The organism is Pseudomonas sp. FFPRI_1 (assembly GCF_055384485.1).
On sequence record NZ_AP029168.1, the window covers coordinates 2310350 to 2329076 of the forward strand.

Consider the following 18727-nt stretch of genomic DNA (forward strand, 5'->3'; position numbering starts at 1 on the left):
TCATTAGAAAAAGGAGAGTGCTGTGTCGCGTAGACGCGTCGTAGTCACCGGTATGGGTATGTTGTCGCCACTGGGTACGGATGTGCCAAGCAGCTGGCAGGGCATTCTGGCTGGCCAAAGTGGCATCGGTCTGATCGAACACACCGACCTTTCTGCCTATTCCACCCGTTTTGGCGGCTCGGTAAAGGGCTTCAATGTCGAGGAATACCTGTCGGTCAAAGAGGCCCGCAAACTCGACCTGTTCATTCAATACGGCTTGGCGGCCGGTTTCCAGGCGGTGCGCAATGCCGGGCTGGAAGTCACCGATGCCAACCGTGAGCGCATCGGCGTGGCCATGGGTTCGGGTATTGGCGGTTTGACCAATATCGAGGAAACCAGCCGCATCCTGCATGATTCCGGCCCACGGCGGATTTCTCCGTTCTTCGTGCCTGGCTCGATCATCAATATGATTTCCGGCTTCCTGTCCATCCACCTGGGTGCCCAGGGGCCGAACTACGCTATTTCCACGGCCTGCACCACCGGCACCCACTGCATCGGCATGGCCGCGCGCAACATCGCCTACGGCGAAGCCGACGTGATGATCGCCGGCGGTGCTGAAATGGCTGCCTGTGGCCTGGGCATGGGCGGCTTCGGCGCGTCCCGTGCGCTGTCGACCCGCAATGACGAGCCGGCCCGCGCCAGCCGTCCATGGGACAAGGGCCGTGATGGCTTCGTGCTGTCCGACGGTGCCGGTGCCCTGGTCCTCGAAGAGCTGGAGCACGCCAAGGCGCGTGGTGCCACCATCTACGCTGAACTGATCGGCTTCGGCATGAGCGGCGACGCCTATCACATGACGTCGCCTCCCGCCGACGGTGCCGGTGCGGCGCGCTGCATCGCCAATGCCCTGCGCGACGCCCAGCTCAATGTCGACCAGGTGCAGTACATCAACGCCCATGGCACTTCGACCCCAGCCGGTGACCTGGCCGAGGCTGAGGCGATCAAGAGCGTGTTCGGCGATCACGCCTACAAGCTGGCGGTCAGCTCCACCAAGTCCATGACCGGCCACCTGTTGGGGGCCGCCGGGGCGATCGAGGCGATCTTCAGCGTGCTGGCAATCAACAGCCAGGCCGCGCCGCCCACCATCAACCTGGATGAGCCGGATGAAGGCTGCGATCTCGATTTTGTGCCGCACACCGCGCGCAGCATGGACATCGACGTAGTGCTGTCCAACTCCTTCGGTTTTGGTGGCACCAACGGCTCCCTGGTGTTCCGCCGGTTCGCCGAGTGATGCACAGCTGGGTCGACGGTCAGCCGGCTGACGCACTGTCGCTCAAGGACCGCGGCCTGGCTTACGGTGATGGTCTGTTCGAGACCATTGCCGTCAAATCCGGGCGCCCGCAGCTGCTGGAGCGGCATCTGCAGCGTCTGGCCGAAGGGTGTCGGCGCCTGGCCCTGACGGCGGATCAAGCCCTGATCCGCAGTGAGCTGCAGGCCTATGCGGCGGCTTTGGGGGAGGGGGTGCTCAAGCTGATCCTGACCCGAGGCGACAGCCAGCGCGGCTATGCCGCCGATCCTGCAAGTGCTGCACGGCGGATTCTCCAGGGCTCCGCATTGCCGGTGTATCCCCTGGCCCATGCCGAGCAAGGCGTTCGTCTGTTTGCCTGTACCACGCGCCTGGCCGAGCAGCCGCTGCTGGCCGGCCTCAAGCACCTCAATCGTCTGGAACAGGTTCTGGCTCGTGCCGAGTGGCGTGATGCCGAGCATGCCGAAGGCTTGATGCGAGATACCTCTGGGCGAGTTATCGAAGGCGTGTTCAGCAACCTGTTCCTGGTCAGCCAGGGGCGGCTGCTGACGGCTGACCTGAGTCGCTGCGGCGTGGCCGGGGTGATGCGCGCTGAAATATTGTTTCAGGCCGAGTCATTGGGCATCCCCGCGCAAGTCGCGGATATCAGTCTCGATCAGCTGCAACAGGCTGATGAAGTCTTTGTCTGCAACAGTGTCTATGGCGTCTGGCCAGTGCTCGGCTGTGCCGGGATGAGCTGGTCGGCGGGTGCGCTCACCCGTAAACTGCAGGGCATTACCCGCGCACTACTGGATGCTTGATTCGTGAGACGTAAATTACTGCTCCTGCTGGAAACCGGACTGGTCCTGGCAGGACTGCTGTTGGGTGCGAGTGCCTGGAAACTGCACTCGGCCCTGGAACAACCGCTGAACCTGAGCCAGGAACAGTTGCTCGATGTTCCCGCCGGCTCGACGCCCACCGGCACCTTCAATCGTCTGCAAGCCGAGGGTGTGCTCGATGATGCCTTCTGGCTGCGCCTGTACTGGCGCTTCAATCTGGCGGGCCAGCCTCTGCACAGCGGCGAGTACCGCATGACCCCGGGCATGACCGCCGAAGGCCTGATCGGCCTCTGGCAGCGCGGTGAGGTGGTGCAGTACAGCCTGACCCTGGTAGAAGGCTGGAACTTCCGCCAGGTACGCAGCGCCCTGGCCAAGAGCGAAAAACTGCAGCAGACCCTGACGGGGCTCAGCGACAGCCAGGTGATGGAAAAGCTTGGGCATCCTGGGGTTTTCCCTGAAGGGCGTTTCTTCCCTGACACCTATCGTTTCGTTCGGGGCATGACCGACGCCGAGCTTCTGGAAAAAGCCTACGACCGCCTGGACGATGTGCTGGCCAAGGAGTGGAGCAAGCGTGCCGAGGATGCGCCTTACAGCGATCCTTATCAGGCGCTGATCATGGCCTCGCTGGTGGAGAAGGAAACCGGCGTACCCCAGGAGCGCGGGCAGATCGCAGGGGTGTTCGTGCGGCGCATGCAGATTGGCATGCTGCTGCAGACCGATCCAACGGTGATCTACGGCCTCGGTGAGCGTTACACCGGCAAGTTGACCCGGGCTCATCTCAAGGAAGCCACGCCCTATAACACCTACGTGATTGCCGGCCTGCCGCCGACGCCGATCGCCATGGTCGGACGCGAGGCGATCCACGCCGCCCTCAACCCGGTGCCCGGCAAGAGCCTGTATTTTGTCGCACGGGGCGACGGCAGCCATGTGTTCTCCGATGACCTGGATGCCCACAACAGCGCGGTGCGCGAGTTTCAGCTCAAGCGTCGCGCCGACTACCGTTCCAGCCCGGCCCCAGCCGCCACGCCAGCGGCTCCCGAAGCTGCAAGTCCGGTGCCGGCGCCGCCTGCAGCCCCTGGTCCGGAGACGGCTCCGGCAAGCGCTCCGCAAGCTGCGCCCGAGCCGGCTGCGACTCCGGCTGCTGCCGAGCCTGTGCCCGAGCCCGCGGCGAAAAGCCCGCAATGACATTGATTAAGGACTGCCCGTGACTGGCTTGTTTATTACCCTGGAAGGCCCGGAAGGCGCGGGCAAAAGCACCAATCGCGAGTACCTCGCCGAGCGCCTGCGCGCTGCGGGGATCGAGGTGCTGCTGACCCGCGAACCCGGTGGCACGCCGCTGGCCGAGCGGATTCGCGAAGTGCTGCTGACCCCGGTGGAAGAGGTCATGAACGCCGATACCGAGCTGTTGCTGGTGTTCGCCGCGCGTGCCCAGCACCTGGCAGCGGTGATTCGACCGGCCCTGGAGCGCGGTGCGGTGGTGCTGTGCGACCGCTTCACCGACTCCACCTACGCCTACCAGGGCGCGGGCCGCGGCCTGAGCCTTGCGCGCATTGCTGCGCTGGAGGATTTCGTCCAGGGCGAGTTGCGTCCAGACCTGACCCTGGTCTTCGACCTGCCGGTGGATGTCGGCCTGGCGCGAGCCAGTGCCCGTGGCCGGCTGGATCGCTTCGAGCAGGAAGGCCAGGTCTTCTTCCAGAAGGTTCGCGAAGCCTTCCTGGCCCGAGCTGCAGCGGCGCCGCAGCGTTATGTGCTGGTGGATGCGGCGCAGCCCCTGGCCCAGGTCCAGCAGTCCCTGGACGCCTTGTTGCCGCAGTTGCTGGAGCGCGCCCGTGGCTGAAGTCTTCCCCTGGCAGGACAGCCTCTGGCAGCAATTGGCGGGGCGTACCCAGCATGCCCATGCCTACCTGTTGCATGGCCCGGCGGGTATCGGCAAGCGGGCCCTGGCCGAGCGGCTGATGGCGCGCTTGCTGTGCCAGCGCCCGGAAGGCCTGGACGCCTGTGGTCAATGCAAGTCCTGCCTGTTGCTGCAGGCCGGCAGCCACCCGGACAACTACGTGCTGGAGCCGGAGGAAGCGGACAAGGCGATCAAGGTCGACCAGGTCCGCGAACTGGTGAGCTTCGTGGTCCAGACCGCCCAGTTGGGCGGGCGCAAGGTGGTGCTGATCGAGCCGGTGGAATCGATGAACATCAACGCCGCCAACGCCTTGCTCAAGAGCCTCGAAGAGCCTTCCGGCAACACTGTGCTGTTGCTGGTAAGCCACCAGCCCAGCCGGTTGTTGCCCACCATCAAGAGCCGTTGCGTGCAGCAGGCCTGCCCGCTGCCCAGCGAGGCCATGAGCCTTGAGTGGCTGGCCCAGGCCCTGCCTGATTGCTCCGAGGAGGAGCGGGTGGAGCTCTTGACCCTGGCTGCCGGTTCGCCGCTGGCAGCGGTCAGCCTGCAGGCCCAGGGGGTTCGCGAGCAGCGCGCGCAAGTGGTGGAAGGGGTGAAGAAGCTGCTGAAACAGCAGCAGTCGCCCACGCAACTGGCCGAATCCTGGAGTGCCATTCCCTTGTTGCTGCTGTTCGACTGGTTCTGCGACTGGTCGAACCTGGTGCTGCGCTATCAACTGACCGAGGATGAGCTGGGGCTGGGCCTGCAAGACATGCGCAAGGTGCTGCAATACCTGGCGCAGAAGTCCGCCCAGGCCAAGGTGCTGAACATCCAGGACTGGATCCTGGCCCAGCGCCAGAAGGTCCTGAGCAAGGCCAACCTCAACCGCGTGCTGTTGCTGGAAGCCTTGCTGGTGCAGTGGGCGGCCCTGCCTACCCAGAATTGACCCGCAGCGCCTAGACTCAGCGTTGTTTCCGCCCGGGCGCCAAAGTCCGGGCCCTTCATTGATCGGATGTAGTTGTAGCCTCCTATGCTCGTAGATTCCCATTGCCACCTTGATCGCCTCGACCTCGCCGCTCATGACGGCTCCCTGGATGCCGCGCTGACTGCCGCCCGCCAACGGGGGGTAGGGCACTTCCTGTGCATCGGTGTCAGCGCCGACAACGCGGCGGACGTCAAGGCCCTGGCCGAGCGCTATGACGATGTCGACTGCTCGGTGGGTGTGCATCCGTTGGATGTACAGCCCGGCGCAGCGCCGGCCCTGGACTGGCTGCTGGATGAACTGAACCACCCTCGGGTAGTGGCCATTGGCGAGACTGGCCTGGACTATCACTACGAGCCGGAAGCCGCCGAGCTGCAGCAGGAATCCTTCCGCCTGCACCTGCAGGCCGCCCAGCAGACCGGCAAGCCGGTGGTGGTGCACACCCGTGGCGCCCGCGCCGACACCCTGGCATTGCTGCGCGAGGCGGCATTGCCCAATGCCGGTGTGCTGCATTGCTTCACCGAAGACTGGGAAATGGCCAAGGCGGCCCTGGACCTGGGTTTCTATATTTCCCTCTCGGGGATCGTCACCTTCCGCAATGCCGATGCCCTGCGGGACGTGGCCCGACAGGTGCCGGCCGACCGGCTGCTGGTGGAGACCGATTCGCCTTACCTGGCGCCGATCCCCTATCGCGGCAAGCCCAACCTGCCGCAGTACGTGCGCGAGGTGGCGGAGTTCCTGGCGATGCTGCGGGGCGAAAGCTATGAAGCCTTTGCCCAGCAGACCACGGCCAACTTCAAGCGCCTGTTCCCCTTGGCGCGGGTCAAGGGCTGAGCCTGGGGCGCAGGGTGCACTGGCGCTGAATTGCAGGCAAAAAAAACCCGGGTTCTGGGGGGTGAATCCGGGTTAAGACCATTAGGAGTAAAACTAAGGCACGCGGTCCTTCGGTACCTTGATCGGCGTTTCACTTGGGGGAGATGTCCCGCCGACAGTTGAAGTATTGATCACTATTGCATTCAGTCCAGTTGCCCCTGCTCGTTTTTTAAACAAATTTGGAATACGCGCGCTTCGCTTGAGTTCTCATTTTCGTTGCCTGTATCGCAGCTTTCGACGCGATCGGCGAATATCACCTGATTTTTAGCCGATAAGACTAAAAATAGCCGCGTTTTCATGAAAGTTTTCTACGCAGCCTGTTGCAGTTTGCTGTATCGGCCAGGCGGGCAGTTATCAACGCCATCGATACTTTCGGATTATTCTTCCGCTCTTATAGGGTTTCTCTGATGCTGTGCGCCGGCAGTTGCGTTGGCCCGCTGAGCGACGAATCAGCCGGGTAATGGTGGTATTGCGACTTGTCGAGGTCTTTGCGTCGCACGCAGGGCGTAGGGCGATCCAGGGTGCTGGTTGCAGGAAAAACCAGACTTTGCAGTCTGATCCGGAGCTTGGCGGCTGTAGAAGTTTTTTATTTGAACCCTGGCCCGGCCCCGTATTCACGGGATTTCCCTGGCTTTTGGCGCCTGTCCGGACGGTTCTGTCGGGGCGGCTTTTGCACCAGAAACACCTGCAACGATGGATGATCCGTGCATTTTGGCGCAAGTTAGGCATAATACGCGGCTTCGATTTTGACCCCGAACAGACCTTTTCTTATGCAGAAAGAACCTCGTAAGGTCCGTGAGTTTCGTCGCCGCGAGCAAGAAATTCTCGATACCGCGCTCAAGCTGTTCCTCGAACAAGGTGAAGACAGTGTCACCGTCGAGATGATTGCTGATGCCGTGGGTATCGGCAAAGGGACCATCTACAAGCACTTCAAGTCCAAGGCGGAGATCTACCTGCGTCTGATGCTCGACTACGAGCGTGACCTGAACGAGCTGCTGCACTCTGCCGATGTCGACAAGGACAAGGAAGCCCTGTCCCGGGCCTACTTCGAATTCCGCATGCGCGATCCGCAGCGCTACCGACTGTTTGATCGCCTGGAAGAGAAGGTGGTCAAGGGCAATCAGGTACCGGAGATGGTCGAGGAACTGCACAAGATCCGCGCTTCCAACTTCGAACGCCTGACCCTGCTGATCAAGGGCCGCATCAGCGAAGGCAAGCTGGAAGACGTTCCGCCTTATTTCCACTACTGCGCATCCTGGGCGCTGGTGCACGGCGCAGTGGCGCTGTACCACTCGCCGTTCTGGAGCAATGTGCTGGAGGATCAGGAAGGTTTCTTCCAGTTCCTGATGGACATCGGCGTGCGCATGGGCAACAAGCGCAAGCGCGACCCCGACACCTCGAACAGCTGAGGCATTCAGCCGTTGCCAGATGCCCTCGGGAAACTGTATGGCGCAGTGTCCGAGGCATATACTCAGGCATGGGACTTGCCAAAACCTGATTTTTGAGTCAGGTTTTGCCCGGTTCTCCCTTCCTACGCCGGAGTCATCCATGATCGTTGATCGCCAAGGCAGACGCTTTCGCAACTTGCGGATCAGCCTGACGTCTGCCTGCAACTATGCCTGTACCTACTGCGTGCCTGACGGCAAGCGGCTGGTGGCTGCCCAGGACGAGTTGTCGGCCGGTGCGATGGCCCGTGGCGTGGCGTACCTGATGGAAGCAGCCGGCATCGAGCGCTTGCGCATCACCGGCGGGGAGCCCCTGGTCAGCCCCAAGCTGGAAACCTTCATGGGGGCGGTGGGGCAACTGGGGCTGGAAGACATCAGCCTGACCACCAACGGCCAGCTCCTGGCGCGCAAGCTGCCGCTGCTGGTGGATGCGGGGATCCGTCGGATCAACGTTTCGCTCGATACCCTGGATGCCCTGGCCTTTCGCAGCATCGCCCGTGGCGGCGACCTGGCCACAGTGCTGGACGGCATGCAGCAGGCGCGGGCGGCGGGGCTGAAGATCAAGGTCAACATGGTGCCGTTGCGCGGACAGAACCTGGACCAGGTCATGCCGCTGCTCGATTACTGCCTGGACCAGGGTTACGAGCTGCGCTTCATCGAGTTGATGCGCATGGGCCACCTGGCCAGTGACGGCAATGCCTTCCTGCAGCAGTTTGTCAGCCTGCAAAACCTGCTGGATCTGATCGGCCAGCGATATGAGTACCTGCAGGCCGATGCGCCGATGGACGCTACCGCCGTGCGCTACGAGATTCCCGGTCGCGGCCATTTCGGTGTGATTGCCAATGAAAGCGTGCCGTTTTGCCGGACCTGCTCGCGCTTGCGGCTGTCCTCCACCGGCTGGCTGCATGGCTGCCTGTCATCGAGCAATCGCCACTATGTTGGCGATCTGCTGGACAAGCCGCGTCATCAAGCCTTGCCGGCGCTGCAGCGGTTGCTGGTCAAGGCGCTGGGTGACAAACAGGAGGTGGCATTCTCGGGCGGGGCCACGGTGATGAAGATCATTGGTGGCTAAGTCGGTTTTTTGCGGCACAAGATAGGCGCGCGGTGCCTTCCAGGGGCTCGAGCTGGCGCGGAAGCTGCATCTCGTGGCCATTCGCCGGTTTTCCGTCACCGGATTTTGGAGGGTAGGATGCGTAGCCTGGTTTTGCTGCTGGCCTTTTTGGCGCTCGGCGGCTGCATGAATGTCAGTGATATGGGCGAAGGGGTCCGCTATCACTTGAGTGACGCGGGGGTGCTCGATCACAGCGATACCCGCCGTACCAGCTCATTCCGTATTCAGCCTGATTCGTTCATTTTCATCGCCCAGGGACCCTTCGCACCGCCTGGCAGCGCTTATCCGCGGCCCAATGTGGTGGCCGAGGAAGCCTTCAACGGCTTTATCGAATATTTCCCCATGGTGCGTCGGGCCCGGGCTGCCGAAGGCTTGAACGAAGCCATGGCTGAAGCGCGGGAAGTGGGAGCGCATTACCTGCTTTATGCACGTTTTGCCAAGGCTGACGATCGTATCGGCAACTCCGATGAGTGGCTGGACCAGGAGGCAGTGGATCGCCTGGGGGTCGATACCAGTACGATCCAACTGATGCTGATCGAGACCAGTACCCAGTACCTGATCGATTCGGCACGTATTCGCAGTCGTGGCGGTTTACTGACGTTCCACGACAACAAGCCACAGGATCTGCTTGGCCCACCCTTGCAGCAATACGCTCGCGGTTTGCTGGGTTTGAGTGATTGAGTGATTGAGGAAAATGCTATGAGTGGTCCAGGCAAGGCCAATGACCTGTTGGCGCAGATTCCCAAGGCCGAGAAGGGCTTGCCGCCGGTCCACTTGTGGAACCCCGATTTCTGCGGCGATATCGACATGCGCATTGCCCGCGACGGCACCTGGTACTACCTGGGCACGCCGATTGGTCGCAAGCCCATGGTCAAGCTGTTCTCCACCATTCTGCGCCGTGATGGCGACGACTACTTCCTCGTCACGCCCGTGGAGAAGGTGGGGATCAAGGTTGATGACGCTCCCTTCGTCGCGGTGACCCTCGAGGTTGAGGGGCAGGGCGAAAGCCAGGTGCTGCGCTTTAGCACCAATGTCGATGAGCAGGTGCAGGCGGCTGAGCAGCACCCGCTGCGAGTATTGATCGACCCTGTGACTCAGGAGCCGGCGCCGTACATTCTGGTTCGGCACAATCTTGAGGCGCTGGTCCATCGCAATGTCTTCTACCAACTGGTGGAGCTGGCACAGGTTCGTGTCATTAATGGCCAGAATTGGCTTGGGGTCTGGAGCTGCGGAGTGTTCTTCCCTATAGGGCTTGAGCCCTGAACAGGAATTTCAGACTGTTGTAGGACGATATTTCTTGCTCTCGATCCGACGTTTCATGTATCAAGCCGGACATGATTAAACATGTCCGATTCGATAAAAAAACAAGGGTGGTCGACGAGTTGATCCGGCGTATTGAAAGCGGTCTCATGGAAGACGGCTTCCAGCTTCCGGGCGAGCATCAGTTGGCCGAGGAATTCGGTGTCAGCCGCGGCACCTTGCGTGAGGCCCTGGCCGAGCTCAAGCGACGCAACTACATCGCCACACAAAGCGGGGTAGGCTCCATCGTCACCTTTGACGGGGTCGCCCTGGACCAGCATCACGGCTGGGCCCAGGCCCTCGCCGACAGCGGCGCCCTGGTCAATACCGAGGTGCTGCGCCTGGAGGCGATCTGCCGCCCGGACCTCAAGCATCGCCTGGGGACCGATCAATTCATTGCCCTGGATCGTCGTCGTCGCAGTACCGATGGCCGGGTACTGTCCCTTGAGCGCTCGCTGATCCCAGCCTCCGGCGAGTTGGAAGGCCTGCCTCGGGTCGGCCTGATCGATGATTCCCTGACCATTACCCTGGCTGCCTATGGCTACATCGGCGAGCGTGGCGATCAGTGGATTGGCGCCGAGCCGTTGAGCGTGGACGATGCACAATTGCTCGGCCGTGCTCCAGGCGAGGTATTCCTCAAGGCACTGCGGACCACCTACGATCGCCAGGGCCGCTTCATGGAGCAGGTGGAGAGCCTGTTGGATCCTCAGCATTTTCGCATGCACCTGCAATTTGGAGAGTCGCGGTGAGCTCACTGCAACGCGCACTTGGGGCCTTCTATGGGCTGGCCTTGGGCGACGCCCTGGGCATGCCGACCCAATCCCTGAGCCGTGAGCAGATCCGCCAGCGTTTCGGTGTCATCCACACTCTGGAGGATGCTGGCCCGGATCAGCCGATCGCCGCCAACATGCCTGCGGGTTCGATCACCGACGATACCGAGCAGGCGATCCTGGTGGGCCAGTTGCTGGTTCGGGGCGAGGGGCGCATTGCCCCGGCGGCGTTGGCCCAGAGCCTGATCGAATGGGAGGCGGCGATGCGTGCCAAAGGCTCGCTGGACTTGCTTGGCCCTTCCACCAAGCACGCCATTGAATTGATTCTCGCCGGCCATTCGGTGGATGACGCTGGCCGCTACGGCACCACCAACGGCGCGGCGATGCGCATCACGCCAGTGGGGATTGCGGCCGATGTCACTCAGGCTGATGGTTTTATCCAGGCGGTGGTCGAAGCCTGCCAGGTGACCCATAACACCAGCCTGGGGATTGCCAGCGCAGCGGCGGTTGCGGCAGTGGTTTCAGCCGGAGTCAACGGTGCTGCCTTGAGCGAGGCGCTGTCTTTGGGAGGGCAGATCGCCCGACAGGCGCAGGCCCGCGGGCACTGGGTTGCGGGTGCCAATATCGCCACGCGCCTGGAGTGGGCCTGCTCCTTGAGCGCCGGCGATGACAAGGCGCAGTTCATGCAGATGCTCTATGAGCTGATCGGTACGTCGGTGGCCTCCCAGGAATCAGTGGTGGCGAGCTTTGCCCTGGCCGGGCAAGTGGCTCTCGGGCACCTGGAAGCGTTCGAGGCGCTGTGCATGGCCGCCAGCCTGGGTGGCGACACCGACACCATTGCGGCCATTCTCGGCGCCATGCTCGGAGCCTGCCTGGGGTTGCCGGCCTGGCCCGCTGAATTGATCGCCCAGGTGCAGCAGGTCAATGCTCTGGATCTGCAACCTCTGGTACAACAGCTGCTGGCCTTGCGCCAGATCGCCTGATCCGATCATCGCTCGGCGATAAAACATTCGATCGGCTTTGCCGCCGATTGCTATGGAAAGCGTGACCGCGGCCAGGGATGCCGGGACGTTCAGCGACTTCCGAAATTGCCTAAAACCATAACAACGGCAACAGGAGCCTTATTCATGAGTTCATCGACGGTCGGGCCGGGCGCCGGGCAACTGGAAACCCGGGGGATCGAGCCGGTGCCCGAGGCTGAGTGCGACGGGCACCCGCTGCAACTGTTCTGGGTCTGGTTCGCGGCCAATATCAGCATCCTCGGCTTGCCCCTGGGAGCTACCCTGGTGGCCTTTCATGGCCTGTCGATCTGGCAGGTGCTGCTGGTGGCGATACTCGGCTCGATGGGCTCATTCGCCGTGGTCGGGTTGATCTCGGTGGCCGGCCGGCGAGGGCGGGCCCCTAGTTTGACCCTGTCCCGGGCGATCTTCGGTGTGCGCGGCAACATCGGCCCGACCCTGGTGTCGATGCTTTCCCGCGTAGGCTGGGAAACCGTCAACACCACCACTGCCGCCTTTGTCCTGTTGTCCTTGAGTTCGATCCTGTTCGATACCCAGGCGTCGGCCAGGGACACACCGCTGCTGACCCTGCTGTTCATCGGTCTCATCGTCCTGATGACCCTGAGCGTGTCCGGCCTGGGCCACGCCACCTTGCTGGTGATCCAGAAGTGGGCCACCTATGGATTCGGTGCGCTGAACCTGCTGGTCGGCGGATTTCTCTGCGCCACCGTCGATTGGACTGCGGTGTTCAATGCCACGCCCGCGCCGATGAGCGCCATGCTCATCGGCATCGGTACCATGGCCGCCGGCACCGGGATCGGCTGGGCCAGCTCCGGGGCGGACATGTCGCGCTATCAGCGGCGCTCGGTTACCGCCGGACGGCTGGTGGCCTCGGCAGCCTTTGGTGCCGGTATTCCGCTGGTGCTGCTGATCACCCTGGGCGGGCTGTTGTCAGTGGGTAATGATCAGTTGGCCTCGGCAGTGGATCCGATCATCGCGATCCGCAACATGCTGCCGACCTGGATGGCCGTGCCGTACCTGATCGCCGCGTTTGGCGGCCTGCTGCTCTCCAACAACCTGTCGGTGTATTCCGCCGGCCTCACCGCGCTGACCCTGGGCCTCAGGGTCAAGCGGGTCTATGCGGTGCTGGTGGACATCGTGGCGATCTTCATCGGCTCGATCTATTTCATGCTGATCGCCGACAGTTTCTATGGTCCCTTCATCAGCTTCATTTCGCTGTTGGCGGTGCCGATCACCGCCTGGGTCGGGATCTTCGTGATGGACCTGATCCACCGTCATTACTACAGCGCCGATGACTTGCTCGACGTCAGCCCGAGCAGCGCCTATTGGTACCGGGGCGGCATCGAGTGGCGCGCCTTTGGCGCCTGGGTGCTGGCCATCGTCCTGGGCTTCTGCTTCACCAGCATCGGTACCACCGCCGCAGATGCCTGGTTCACCGGGCCGCTGGCCAACTCCTGGCTGGGCGAGAATGGCCTGGGCTGGATCGTCACCTTCCTGGTAGCCGGGGGCGGCTATGGCCTGCTGGGGGGCGCCCGGGATCGGCGCGGGGCCTTTATCGAGAATGCCAATGGCTAGATTGCTGCACAGCGGCCAGGTGATCGTCGATCTGGTGATGGCGGTGGATCGTCTGCCGGCTTCAGGCGGCGATGTGCTGGCCGATTCGGCGAGCTTCGAGGTCGGCGGTGGCTTCAATGTCATGGCCGCTGCGGCGCGCAACGGCTTGCCGGTGGTCTACCTCGGCCGTCACGGCCAGGGTCGATTCGGCGACCTGGCGCGCCAGGCGATGCAGGCCGAAGGCATTCGGATGAGCCTGGAATGCAGCCCCGGGGCTGATACCGGTTTGTGCGTGGCCCTGACCGAATCTTCTGCCGAGCGTACGTTCATTTCCCACATCGGCGCCGAGGGCGAATTGTCGGCCGAGGATTTGGCACACGTCACCGTGGCCCCGGGGGACTACCTGTATGTCAGTGGCTACAGCCTGCTGCAGGCGAGCAAGGCCCAGGCCCTGGTGGACTGGCTGCTGACGCTGCCGCGAGAGTTGCCGCTGATGTTCGATCCGGGACCGCTGGCGGCCTCGGCGGACTCCCCGCTGATGGCAGCCTTGCTGCCGCGGATCGATATCTGGAGCAGCAACCGGGCAGAAGCGCTGCAGTTCACCTCGGCCTCAGAGATCGACGCCGCATTGCAGCAGCTTGGCTCCTGGCTGTCGCCCAGTGCCTTGCTGGTCTTGCGTGACGCCGCTCGGGGCTGCTGGGTCAGTCAGTGCGGGCAGGCGGTTCAGGTCCCGGGGTTCAAGGTCGAGGCGCTGGACAGCAACGGCGCTGGCGACACCCACGCCGGGGTTTTTGTCGCAGCCCTGGCGGCAGGCCATGAGCCCCTGGCAGCGGCGCGCCGGGCCAACGCCGCCGCTGCTCTGGCGGTCACTCGCCGCGGCCCGGCCACGGCGCCGGGTAGCGCTGAGGTAGAGGCCATGCTGCTCGCTCAGTGAAGAGCGGCTTGCCCCTGGCTCCGACGCTTCAACCGGCTTTGCGCAAGGCTTCGATCAATTCCTGCTTGCGCATGCTGGAGCGCCCCGGAATGTTCTTCGCCCGGGCCTCTTTGAGCAGGCTTTGCTTGCTTTGCGTGCCGAGGGACGCTGCGCTGTTGCGGGCGTGGCCCTGGCGCGTGGCCACGGCGCGGCGGGCTGACTCACTGCGAGCCCGAGCCTTGTCTGCCTGGCTCTTGTCCTTGCCCGAGCCGCCGGCGCGCTCGCCCCCTCCGGACTGCTTGTTGACCGTGGCCCAGGCCCGCGCTTCGGCCTGCTCCGGGGGCAGGCCACGTTCCTCGTAGCTGGCTTCGATGGCCGCCGCCTTGCGCCGCTGGGCGAGGGTGTATTTGGCTTTGCTTCCTCGAGTCATGGCATCTCTCCTCAAGGCCCCGCCAGGCGGGGCGTGCTGGATTGAACCGGCGCCGGGCGCTACTGGCTGCTGCCTTCGGAGCCTGAGCCGCCGCTGGTGGTTTTCGAACCGGTGCCGGTCTTGCTGTTGTCCGGGCTGCTCGAATCCAGGGTGCCGGCCCCGCCCTGGCGGCCGTTGTCGTTGCCCTGGATCCGCGGGTCGGTGCCGGTGGCGGGTGGCAGCGAACCTTCGTCCATGGCCGGTGGGTTGAGGTTGATTTTCGGTGTGCCCTGGGTCGCGGGGGATTTTGGACCTTCCACCGGGTTGGTCGGGCCGGTGGCGCCCGCCAGGGCGGCGGTGGACAGCAGCCCGGCCAGTGCGAGGGCAGAGAGTTGGACCTTGATCATGGTGTCGCCTCCATTCGTTAGCGTCGTACCTGATATTGGTCCGCCCTGGTTGGCGATTGGTGCCTGAGAAGCGATGAACGGTGTCAGCTGCCGTGGGCGATCCGTGGCTGGCGCAAGCGACGCCAGCCCAGGCGCCCGAGGCTGATCAGCCAGTTCAGCAAGGCGATGCCCAGCACGGTGAATAGCAGGGTCTGGATGCCGGATTCGACGATGATCCGTCCGGCCAGCAAGGGAAAACCGAACACCCCGATAAAGTAGGACAGGCTGAACAGCAGCAATGATTGAGAGGTGCTGGCGCTGGGCGCCTCGTTGGCGGCCAGGCCGTTGATCACCGAATAGGTCAGGCCATAGCCAACCCCCAGCACTGCCGCGGCCAGCAGGTAGCTGGCGCTGCTGTCGACGGCAAACAGGAACAGCAGGATCGATACCACCATCAGCCCCGACAGCAGGCAGGAGGCACGGTAGGGGTCGCGCTTGACCACAAAGCCGGCGATCAGCATCCGGCTGGCGATGGCGGCGCTCATGAAGCCGAGAAAGAACAGCGAGTAATCAACCCCGCGGGAAGGCCCGTAGCTGGTCTGGAAACTCGACAGACCGCCGAACACGCAGCCCCCCAGGCCCACCATCAGAATCGGGAACACTGCCCTGGAGGACAGCACGCGAACCGTGCCGTCCCAGGTGATGCGCGCCGCCGCCGTGCCCAGGTGACTGGCGCGCTGATGCAGGTGGGCACCCAGTCGCCAGAAGATCAACACCCCCAGCAGACTGGCCGCTGCGGCAATGAAAAAGGCGCTGGTCAATGGATACCCCAGGGCGCTGGCCAGGCGCCCCAGCAGCGGGCCGGAGCCGATGCCGGTCATCATGCTGCCCGACAGCAGGGCGAAGTAACGAGCGCGTTGTGCCGGCTCCACCAGCATGGCCACGAGGATGGGGCCCAAGGTGTAGAACACCCCCCAACCCAGGCCCAGGGTCAGGCCGAAGACCAGCAGGCCGGGGCCGAATCCCGGAGTCAGGGCAAAGCCCAGGCTGGCCAGTGCCAGCAGGCAGCCGAACAGCGCCACTGAGCGCGCGGCGCCGAGCCAGTCTGCAAGGTGCCCGGAACCGATCACGGCAACGAAGGTACTGAGCATCGCTGCGGAAATCACGCTGCCGGCGTCATGTTCATTGCCGCCCCGGCCGCTGATCAGCAATGACAGGAGAAAGGTCGAGCCATAGGACAGCGACAGCAGGTAGCTGCCCAGGCAGAACAGGCCGAAGAGTGGGCCTGAAACCCTGGATTCCTGCGTATTGCCCGCGGACATGAAAGCGCCTCTTTATGCTTGGAGTTATGCCGGGCTTTCTAGCATGGTGCCGCCGGGTGTTTGTTGTCTTCCTGCAGGCCTCAGGGTTAGCCGGCAGCGGAGTAAGCGTTGCTGCTACTGGCCGATCTCCTCCAGCAACTCCTGTCGAAAGCGCTGCAGGCGCTCATGGCGGACCTGGGCCAGGCGGGTGCCGGCGGCGGTGTTAAAACCTTCGGCGAGGTGCAGCAACTTGGTCTGGAAGTGGTCCAGGGTGAAGTGCGCGTCGTCGAGTTCGCGCTGCTCGGCGCATGGGTCGTTGGGGTCGTAGAGAGCCCGCCCCAGGCGTCCCGCGACATAGAAGGTGCGGGCCACACCCAGGGCGCCCAGGGCATCGAGCCGGTCGGCGTCCTGGAGAATCCTGGCTTCCAAGGACGTGGGCGCAATGGCGGCCGAAAAGCTGTGGGCGGCGATGGCGTGGGCCACGGCGTCGATCTCGCAGCTGGACCAGCCAAGTTCGGCGAGCACACCGCGAGCCTTGTCCGCCGACAGTTGCGAGGCCCGGGGGCGCAGCGGCGAACTTTTTTCCACGGCCACGCAATCGTGGAGCAGGGTGGCGGCCAGCAGTACCTTGAGGTCGCCGCCTTCTTCCCCTGCAATGCGCCGCACATTGTTCCAGACCCGTTGCAGGTGGGACAGGTCATGGGCGCCGTCATCGCCAGGCTCGAGGGCATGGGGCAGCAGGGTGGTCGCCAGGGTATGCAGAGGTGCGAAGGTCATTGAAGGGCCCGAGGTGTCCAGTTCGATGCCACTGTAGCCGTTGTCGTGGCTGGCGATAAGGCGTGCAGGGGCTGCAAGGCTGTGGAAGTGTCGTTGATCGCCGCCAGTGGAATGGGGCTTGGCGAGTCGCAACGGTCAGCCCGGTGCATGCAAATGCCCGTGCATGTTTTTCTCCTGTCGTTCTAATATGGCCGCCTGATTCCGCCATGAGAACCGTCGATGTCCGTCGAAATCCGTCCCGCGCTGCCTAGCGATGCCCCGCAGATTCTTGCGTTCATCACCGAACTCGCCGACTACGAGCGGGCCCGCCACGAGGTGCTCGCCAGTGTTGCCGACATCGAACGCAGCCTGTTCAGCGAAGGCGCCACGGCCCACGGCCTGATTTGCCTGCGTGACGGTGTGCCGATCGGCTTTGCGGTATTTTTCTTCAGTTATTCCACCTGGCTGGGCAGCAACTGCCTGTACCTGGAGGATCTCTACATCACCCCGGAACAACGCGGTGGCGGGGCGGGCAAGCAACTGCTGCGGCACTTGGCGCAGATTGCCTGTGACAACGATTGCGGACGCTTCGAATGGAGCGTGCTGGAGTGGAATGAACCGGCGATCCAGTTCTACAAGTCCCTGGGCGCCCAGCCTCAGGAAGAGTGGGTCAAGTACCGCATGGACGGTGAAGTGCTGCGGGCTTTCGCCCGCGGCTGACGACAACTCCATGAGCTGACGTCGGCTGGCCCATGCAGGAGCCGGCTTGCCGGCGAGGGCGTACGCCGTGGAGCGCCTCCCCGCGACAAGCCGGGCCGTCATGACATCGAGGGTCAGGCCTTCAAGGTCGCCATGTCGATCACGAAGCGATACTTCACATCCCCTTTGATCATGCGCTCATAGGCCTGGTTGATCTGGCGAATATCGAGCATTTCGATATCGCAGGTGATGCCGTGTTCGGCGCAGAAATCCAGCACTTCCTGGGTCTCGGCAATGCCGCCGATCAGCGAGCCGGCCAGCACCCGGCGGCTCATCACCAGCTTGGCGGCATGCAGCGCCGGGTCTACCGGTTCGATCAGGCCCACCAGGATATGCACGCCGTCGAAACGCAAGGTGTCGAGGTAGGGGTTGAGGTCGTGGGGCACCGGGATGGTGTCCAGCAGGAAGTTGAAATGCCCGGCTACCGACTGCATCTGCGCCGCATCGGTGGACACGATCACGTGGTCAGCACCCTGGCGGCGGGCCTCTTCGGCCTTGCTCGCGGAGCGGGTGAACAGGGTCACTTCGGCGCCCAGGGCCTTGGCGAACTTGATGCCCATGTGGCCCAGGCCGCCCATGCCGAGAATCCCTACCTTGTCACCGGCCTTGACCCCGTAGTGCTTGAGCGGCGAGTAGGTGGTGATGCCGGCGCAGAGGATCGGCGCGGCGCTGGCCAGGTCGAGTTTCTCCGGGATGCGCACCACGAAGTGCTCGCTGACCACGATGCTGTCGGAGTAGCCGCCCATGGTGTTGCTGCCATCGACCCGGTCCGGGGTGGCGTAGGTCATGGTCGGGCCTTGCAGGCAATACTGCTCCAGGTCCGCGGCGCAGGCCTCGCAGTGGCGGCAGGAGTCGACCATGCAACCGACGCCCACCAGGTCGCCGACCTTGTGCTTGCTGACGTTGGCACCGACGGCGGTGACCTTGCCGACGATCTCGTGGCCCGGCATCAGCGGGTACACGGCGATGCCCCATTCGTTGCGGGCCTGGTGGATGTCGGAGTGGCAGACGCCGCAGTAGAGGATCTCGATGGCGACGTCGTCCGCACGTGGACTGCGGCGCTGGAAGCTCATGGGGGCGAGGGGAGTGGTGGCCGACTGGGCGGCATAACCGATGGCGGTGTACATGGTGGACCTCGCAAAAACACTGACGATTGAGGCGGGGCATTTTCTGCGTCGGG

Annotated in this window: 20 protein-coding genes; 15 read left to right on the forward strand and 5 right to left on the reverse strand. The window is 63.5% G+C overall.

Going from position 1 to position 18727, the window contains the following annotated elements:
- Positions 1–22 precede the first annotated feature (22 nt).
- The 14 genes from fabF (at position 23) to ACZ5BO_RS10575 (ending at position 13957) form a co-directional block, all read left to right on the forward strand.
- A complete protein-coding gene (gene fabF, locus ACZ5BO_RS10510; protein ID WP_464699589.1) occupies positions 23–1267 on the forward strand; it encodes a beta-ketoacyl-ACP synthase II in 1245 nt (414 codons plus the stop codon).
- Positions 1267–2082 (forward strand): aminodeoxychorismate lyase, encoded by an 816-nt coding sequence (pabC, locus tag ACZ5BO_RS10515; protein WP_464699591.1) that lies wholly within the window; start codon positions 1267–1269, stop codon positions 2080–2082. The genes fabF and pabC overlap by 1 nt, the downstream gene beginning before the upstream one ends.
- Positions 2083–2085: 3 nt before the next feature.
- Positions 2086–3285 carry an endolytic transglycosylase MltG gene (mltG, locus tag ACZ5BO_RS10520; protein ID WP_464699593.1) on the forward strand — a complete coding sequence of 400 codons (1200 nt, stop codon included), beginning with the start codon at positions 2086–2088 and terminating at the stop codon, positions 3283–3285.
- A 19-nt stretch (positions 3286–3304) separates the two neighbouring features.
- The gene (tmk, locus tag ACZ5BO_RS10525; RefSeq protein ID WP_464699595.1) at positions 3305–3937 is read left to right on the forward strand and encodes a dTMP kinase; all 633 of its coding nucleotides are present in this window, start codon (positions 3305–3307) and stop codon (positions 3935–3937) included.
- The gene (locus tag ACZ5BO_RS10530; RefSeq protein WP_464699597.1) at positions 3930–4916 is read left to right on the forward strand and encodes a DNA polymerase III subunit delta'; all 987 of its coding nucleotides are present in this window, start codon (positions 3930–3932) and stop codon (positions 4914–4916) included. Before tmk ends, ACZ5BO_RS10530 begins: the two co-directional genes overlap by 8 nt.
- Before the next feature lie 84 nt (positions 4917–5000).
- Positions 5001–5786: a TatD family hydrolase gene (locus tag ACZ5BO_RS10535; protein ID WP_025128708.1), complete on the forward strand. Its 786-nt coding sequence runs from the start codon at positions 5001–5003 to the stop codon at positions 5784–5786.
- Positions 5787–6595: 809 nt separating this feature from the next.
- Positions 6596–7234 (forward strand): TetR/AcrR family transcriptional regulator, encoded by a 639-nt coding sequence (locus ACZ5BO_RS10540; protein ID WP_011060125.1) that lies wholly within the window; start codon positions 6596–6598, stop codon positions 7232–7234.
- A 139-nt stretch (positions 7235–7373) separates the two neighbouring features.
- A complete protein-coding gene (locus tag ACZ5BO_RS10545) occupies positions 7374–8342 on the forward strand; it encodes a GTP 3',8-cyclase MoaA (RefSeq protein WP_025128709.1) in 969 nt (322 codons plus the stop codon).
- 117 nt (positions 8343–8459) lie between these two features.
- Positions 8460–9062, forward strand: a complete 603-nt coding sequence (locus ACZ5BO_RS10550) for a DUF4823 domain-containing protein (protein WP_025128710.1) — start codon at positions 8460–8462, stop codon at positions 9060–9062.
- A gap of 18 nt (positions 9063–9080) precedes the next feature.
- On the forward strand, positions 9081–9644 hold the full coding sequence (locus ACZ5BO_RS10555) for a DUF1285 domain-containing protein (RefSeq protein ID WP_025128711.1): 564 nt from the start codon (positions 9081–9083) through the stop codon (positions 9642–9644).
- Between the two features lie 71 nt (positions 9645–9715).
- Complete coding sequence (locus ACZ5BO_RS10560; RefSeq protein ID WP_025128712.1) at positions 9716–10429, forward strand: GntR family transcriptional regulator; 714 nt, start codon at positions 9716–9718, stop codon at positions 10427–10429.
- On the forward strand, positions 10426–11433 hold the full coding sequence (locus tag ACZ5BO_RS10565; RefSeq protein WP_464699601.1) for an ADP-ribosylglycohydrolase family protein: 1008 nt from the start codon (positions 10426–10428) through the stop codon (positions 11431–11433). Before ACZ5BO_RS10560 ends, ACZ5BO_RS10565 begins: the two co-directional genes overlap by 4 nt.
- Before the next feature lie 144 nt (positions 11434–11577).
- Complete coding sequence (locus ACZ5BO_RS10570) at positions 11578–13044, forward strand: purine-cytosine permease family protein (RefSeq protein WP_464699603.1); 1467 nt, start codon at positions 11578–11580, stop codon at positions 13042–13044.
- On the forward strand, positions 13037–13957 hold the full coding sequence (locus ACZ5BO_RS10575) for a PfkB family carbohydrate kinase (protein ID WP_464699605.1): 921 nt from the start codon (positions 13037–13039) through the stop codon (positions 13955–13957). The genes ACZ5BO_RS10570 and ACZ5BO_RS10575 overlap by 8 nt, the downstream gene beginning before the upstream one ends.
- Positions 13958–13985: 28 nt before the next feature.
- On the opposite strand, the gene ACZ5BO_RS10580 is transcribed toward ACZ5BO_RS10575, so the two are convergent.
- The 4 genes from ACZ5BO_RS10580 to ACZ5BO_RS10595 form a co-directional block, all read right to left on the reverse strand.
- The gene (locus ACZ5BO_RS10580; RefSeq protein WP_025128716.1) at positions 13986–14366 is read right to left on the reverse strand and encodes a Rho termination factor N-terminal domain-containing protein; all 381 of its coding nucleotides are present in this window, start codon (positions 14364–14366) and stop codon (positions 13986–13988) included.
- A gap of 59 nt (positions 14367–14425) precedes the next feature.
- Positions 14426–14752 carry a hypothetical protein gene (locus tag ACZ5BO_RS10585; RefSeq protein ID WP_025128717.1) on the reverse strand — a complete coding sequence of 109 codons (327 nt, stop codon included), beginning with the start codon at positions 14750–14752 and terminating at the stop codon, positions 14426–14428.
- Positions 14753–14835: 83 nt separating this feature from the next.
- Positions 14836–16053, reverse strand: a complete 1218-nt coding sequence (locus ACZ5BO_RS10590) for an MFS transporter (RefSeq protein WP_464699608.1) — start codon at positions 16051–16053, stop codon at positions 14836–14838.
- A 114-nt stretch (positions 16054–16167) separates the two neighbouring features.
- Positions 16168–16809: an HD domain-containing protein gene (locus ACZ5BO_RS10595; RefSeq protein WP_464701220.1), complete on the reverse strand. Its 642-nt coding sequence runs from the start codon at positions 16807–16809 to the stop codon at positions 16168–16170.
- Positions 16810–17028: 219 nt separating this feature from the next.
- Between ACZ5BO_RS10595 and ACZ5BO_RS10600 the strand changes: the two genes are divergently transcribed.
- Complete coding sequence (locus ACZ5BO_RS10600) at positions 17029–17508, forward strand: GNAT family N-acetyltransferase (RefSeq protein ID WP_025128720.1); 480 nt, start codon at positions 17029–17031, stop codon at positions 17506–17508.
- Between the two features lie 113 nt (positions 17509–17621).
- Here the strand turns inward: ACZ5BO_RS10600 and ACZ5BO_RS10605 are convergent, their stop codons facing one another.
- Positions 17622–18674 (reverse strand): NAD(P)-dependent alcohol dehydrogenase, encoded by a 1053-nt coding sequence (locus tag ACZ5BO_RS10605; RefSeq protein ID WP_025128721.1) that lies wholly within the window; start codon positions 18672–18674, stop codon positions 17622–17624.
- Positions 18675–18727 lie beyond the last annotated feature (53 nt).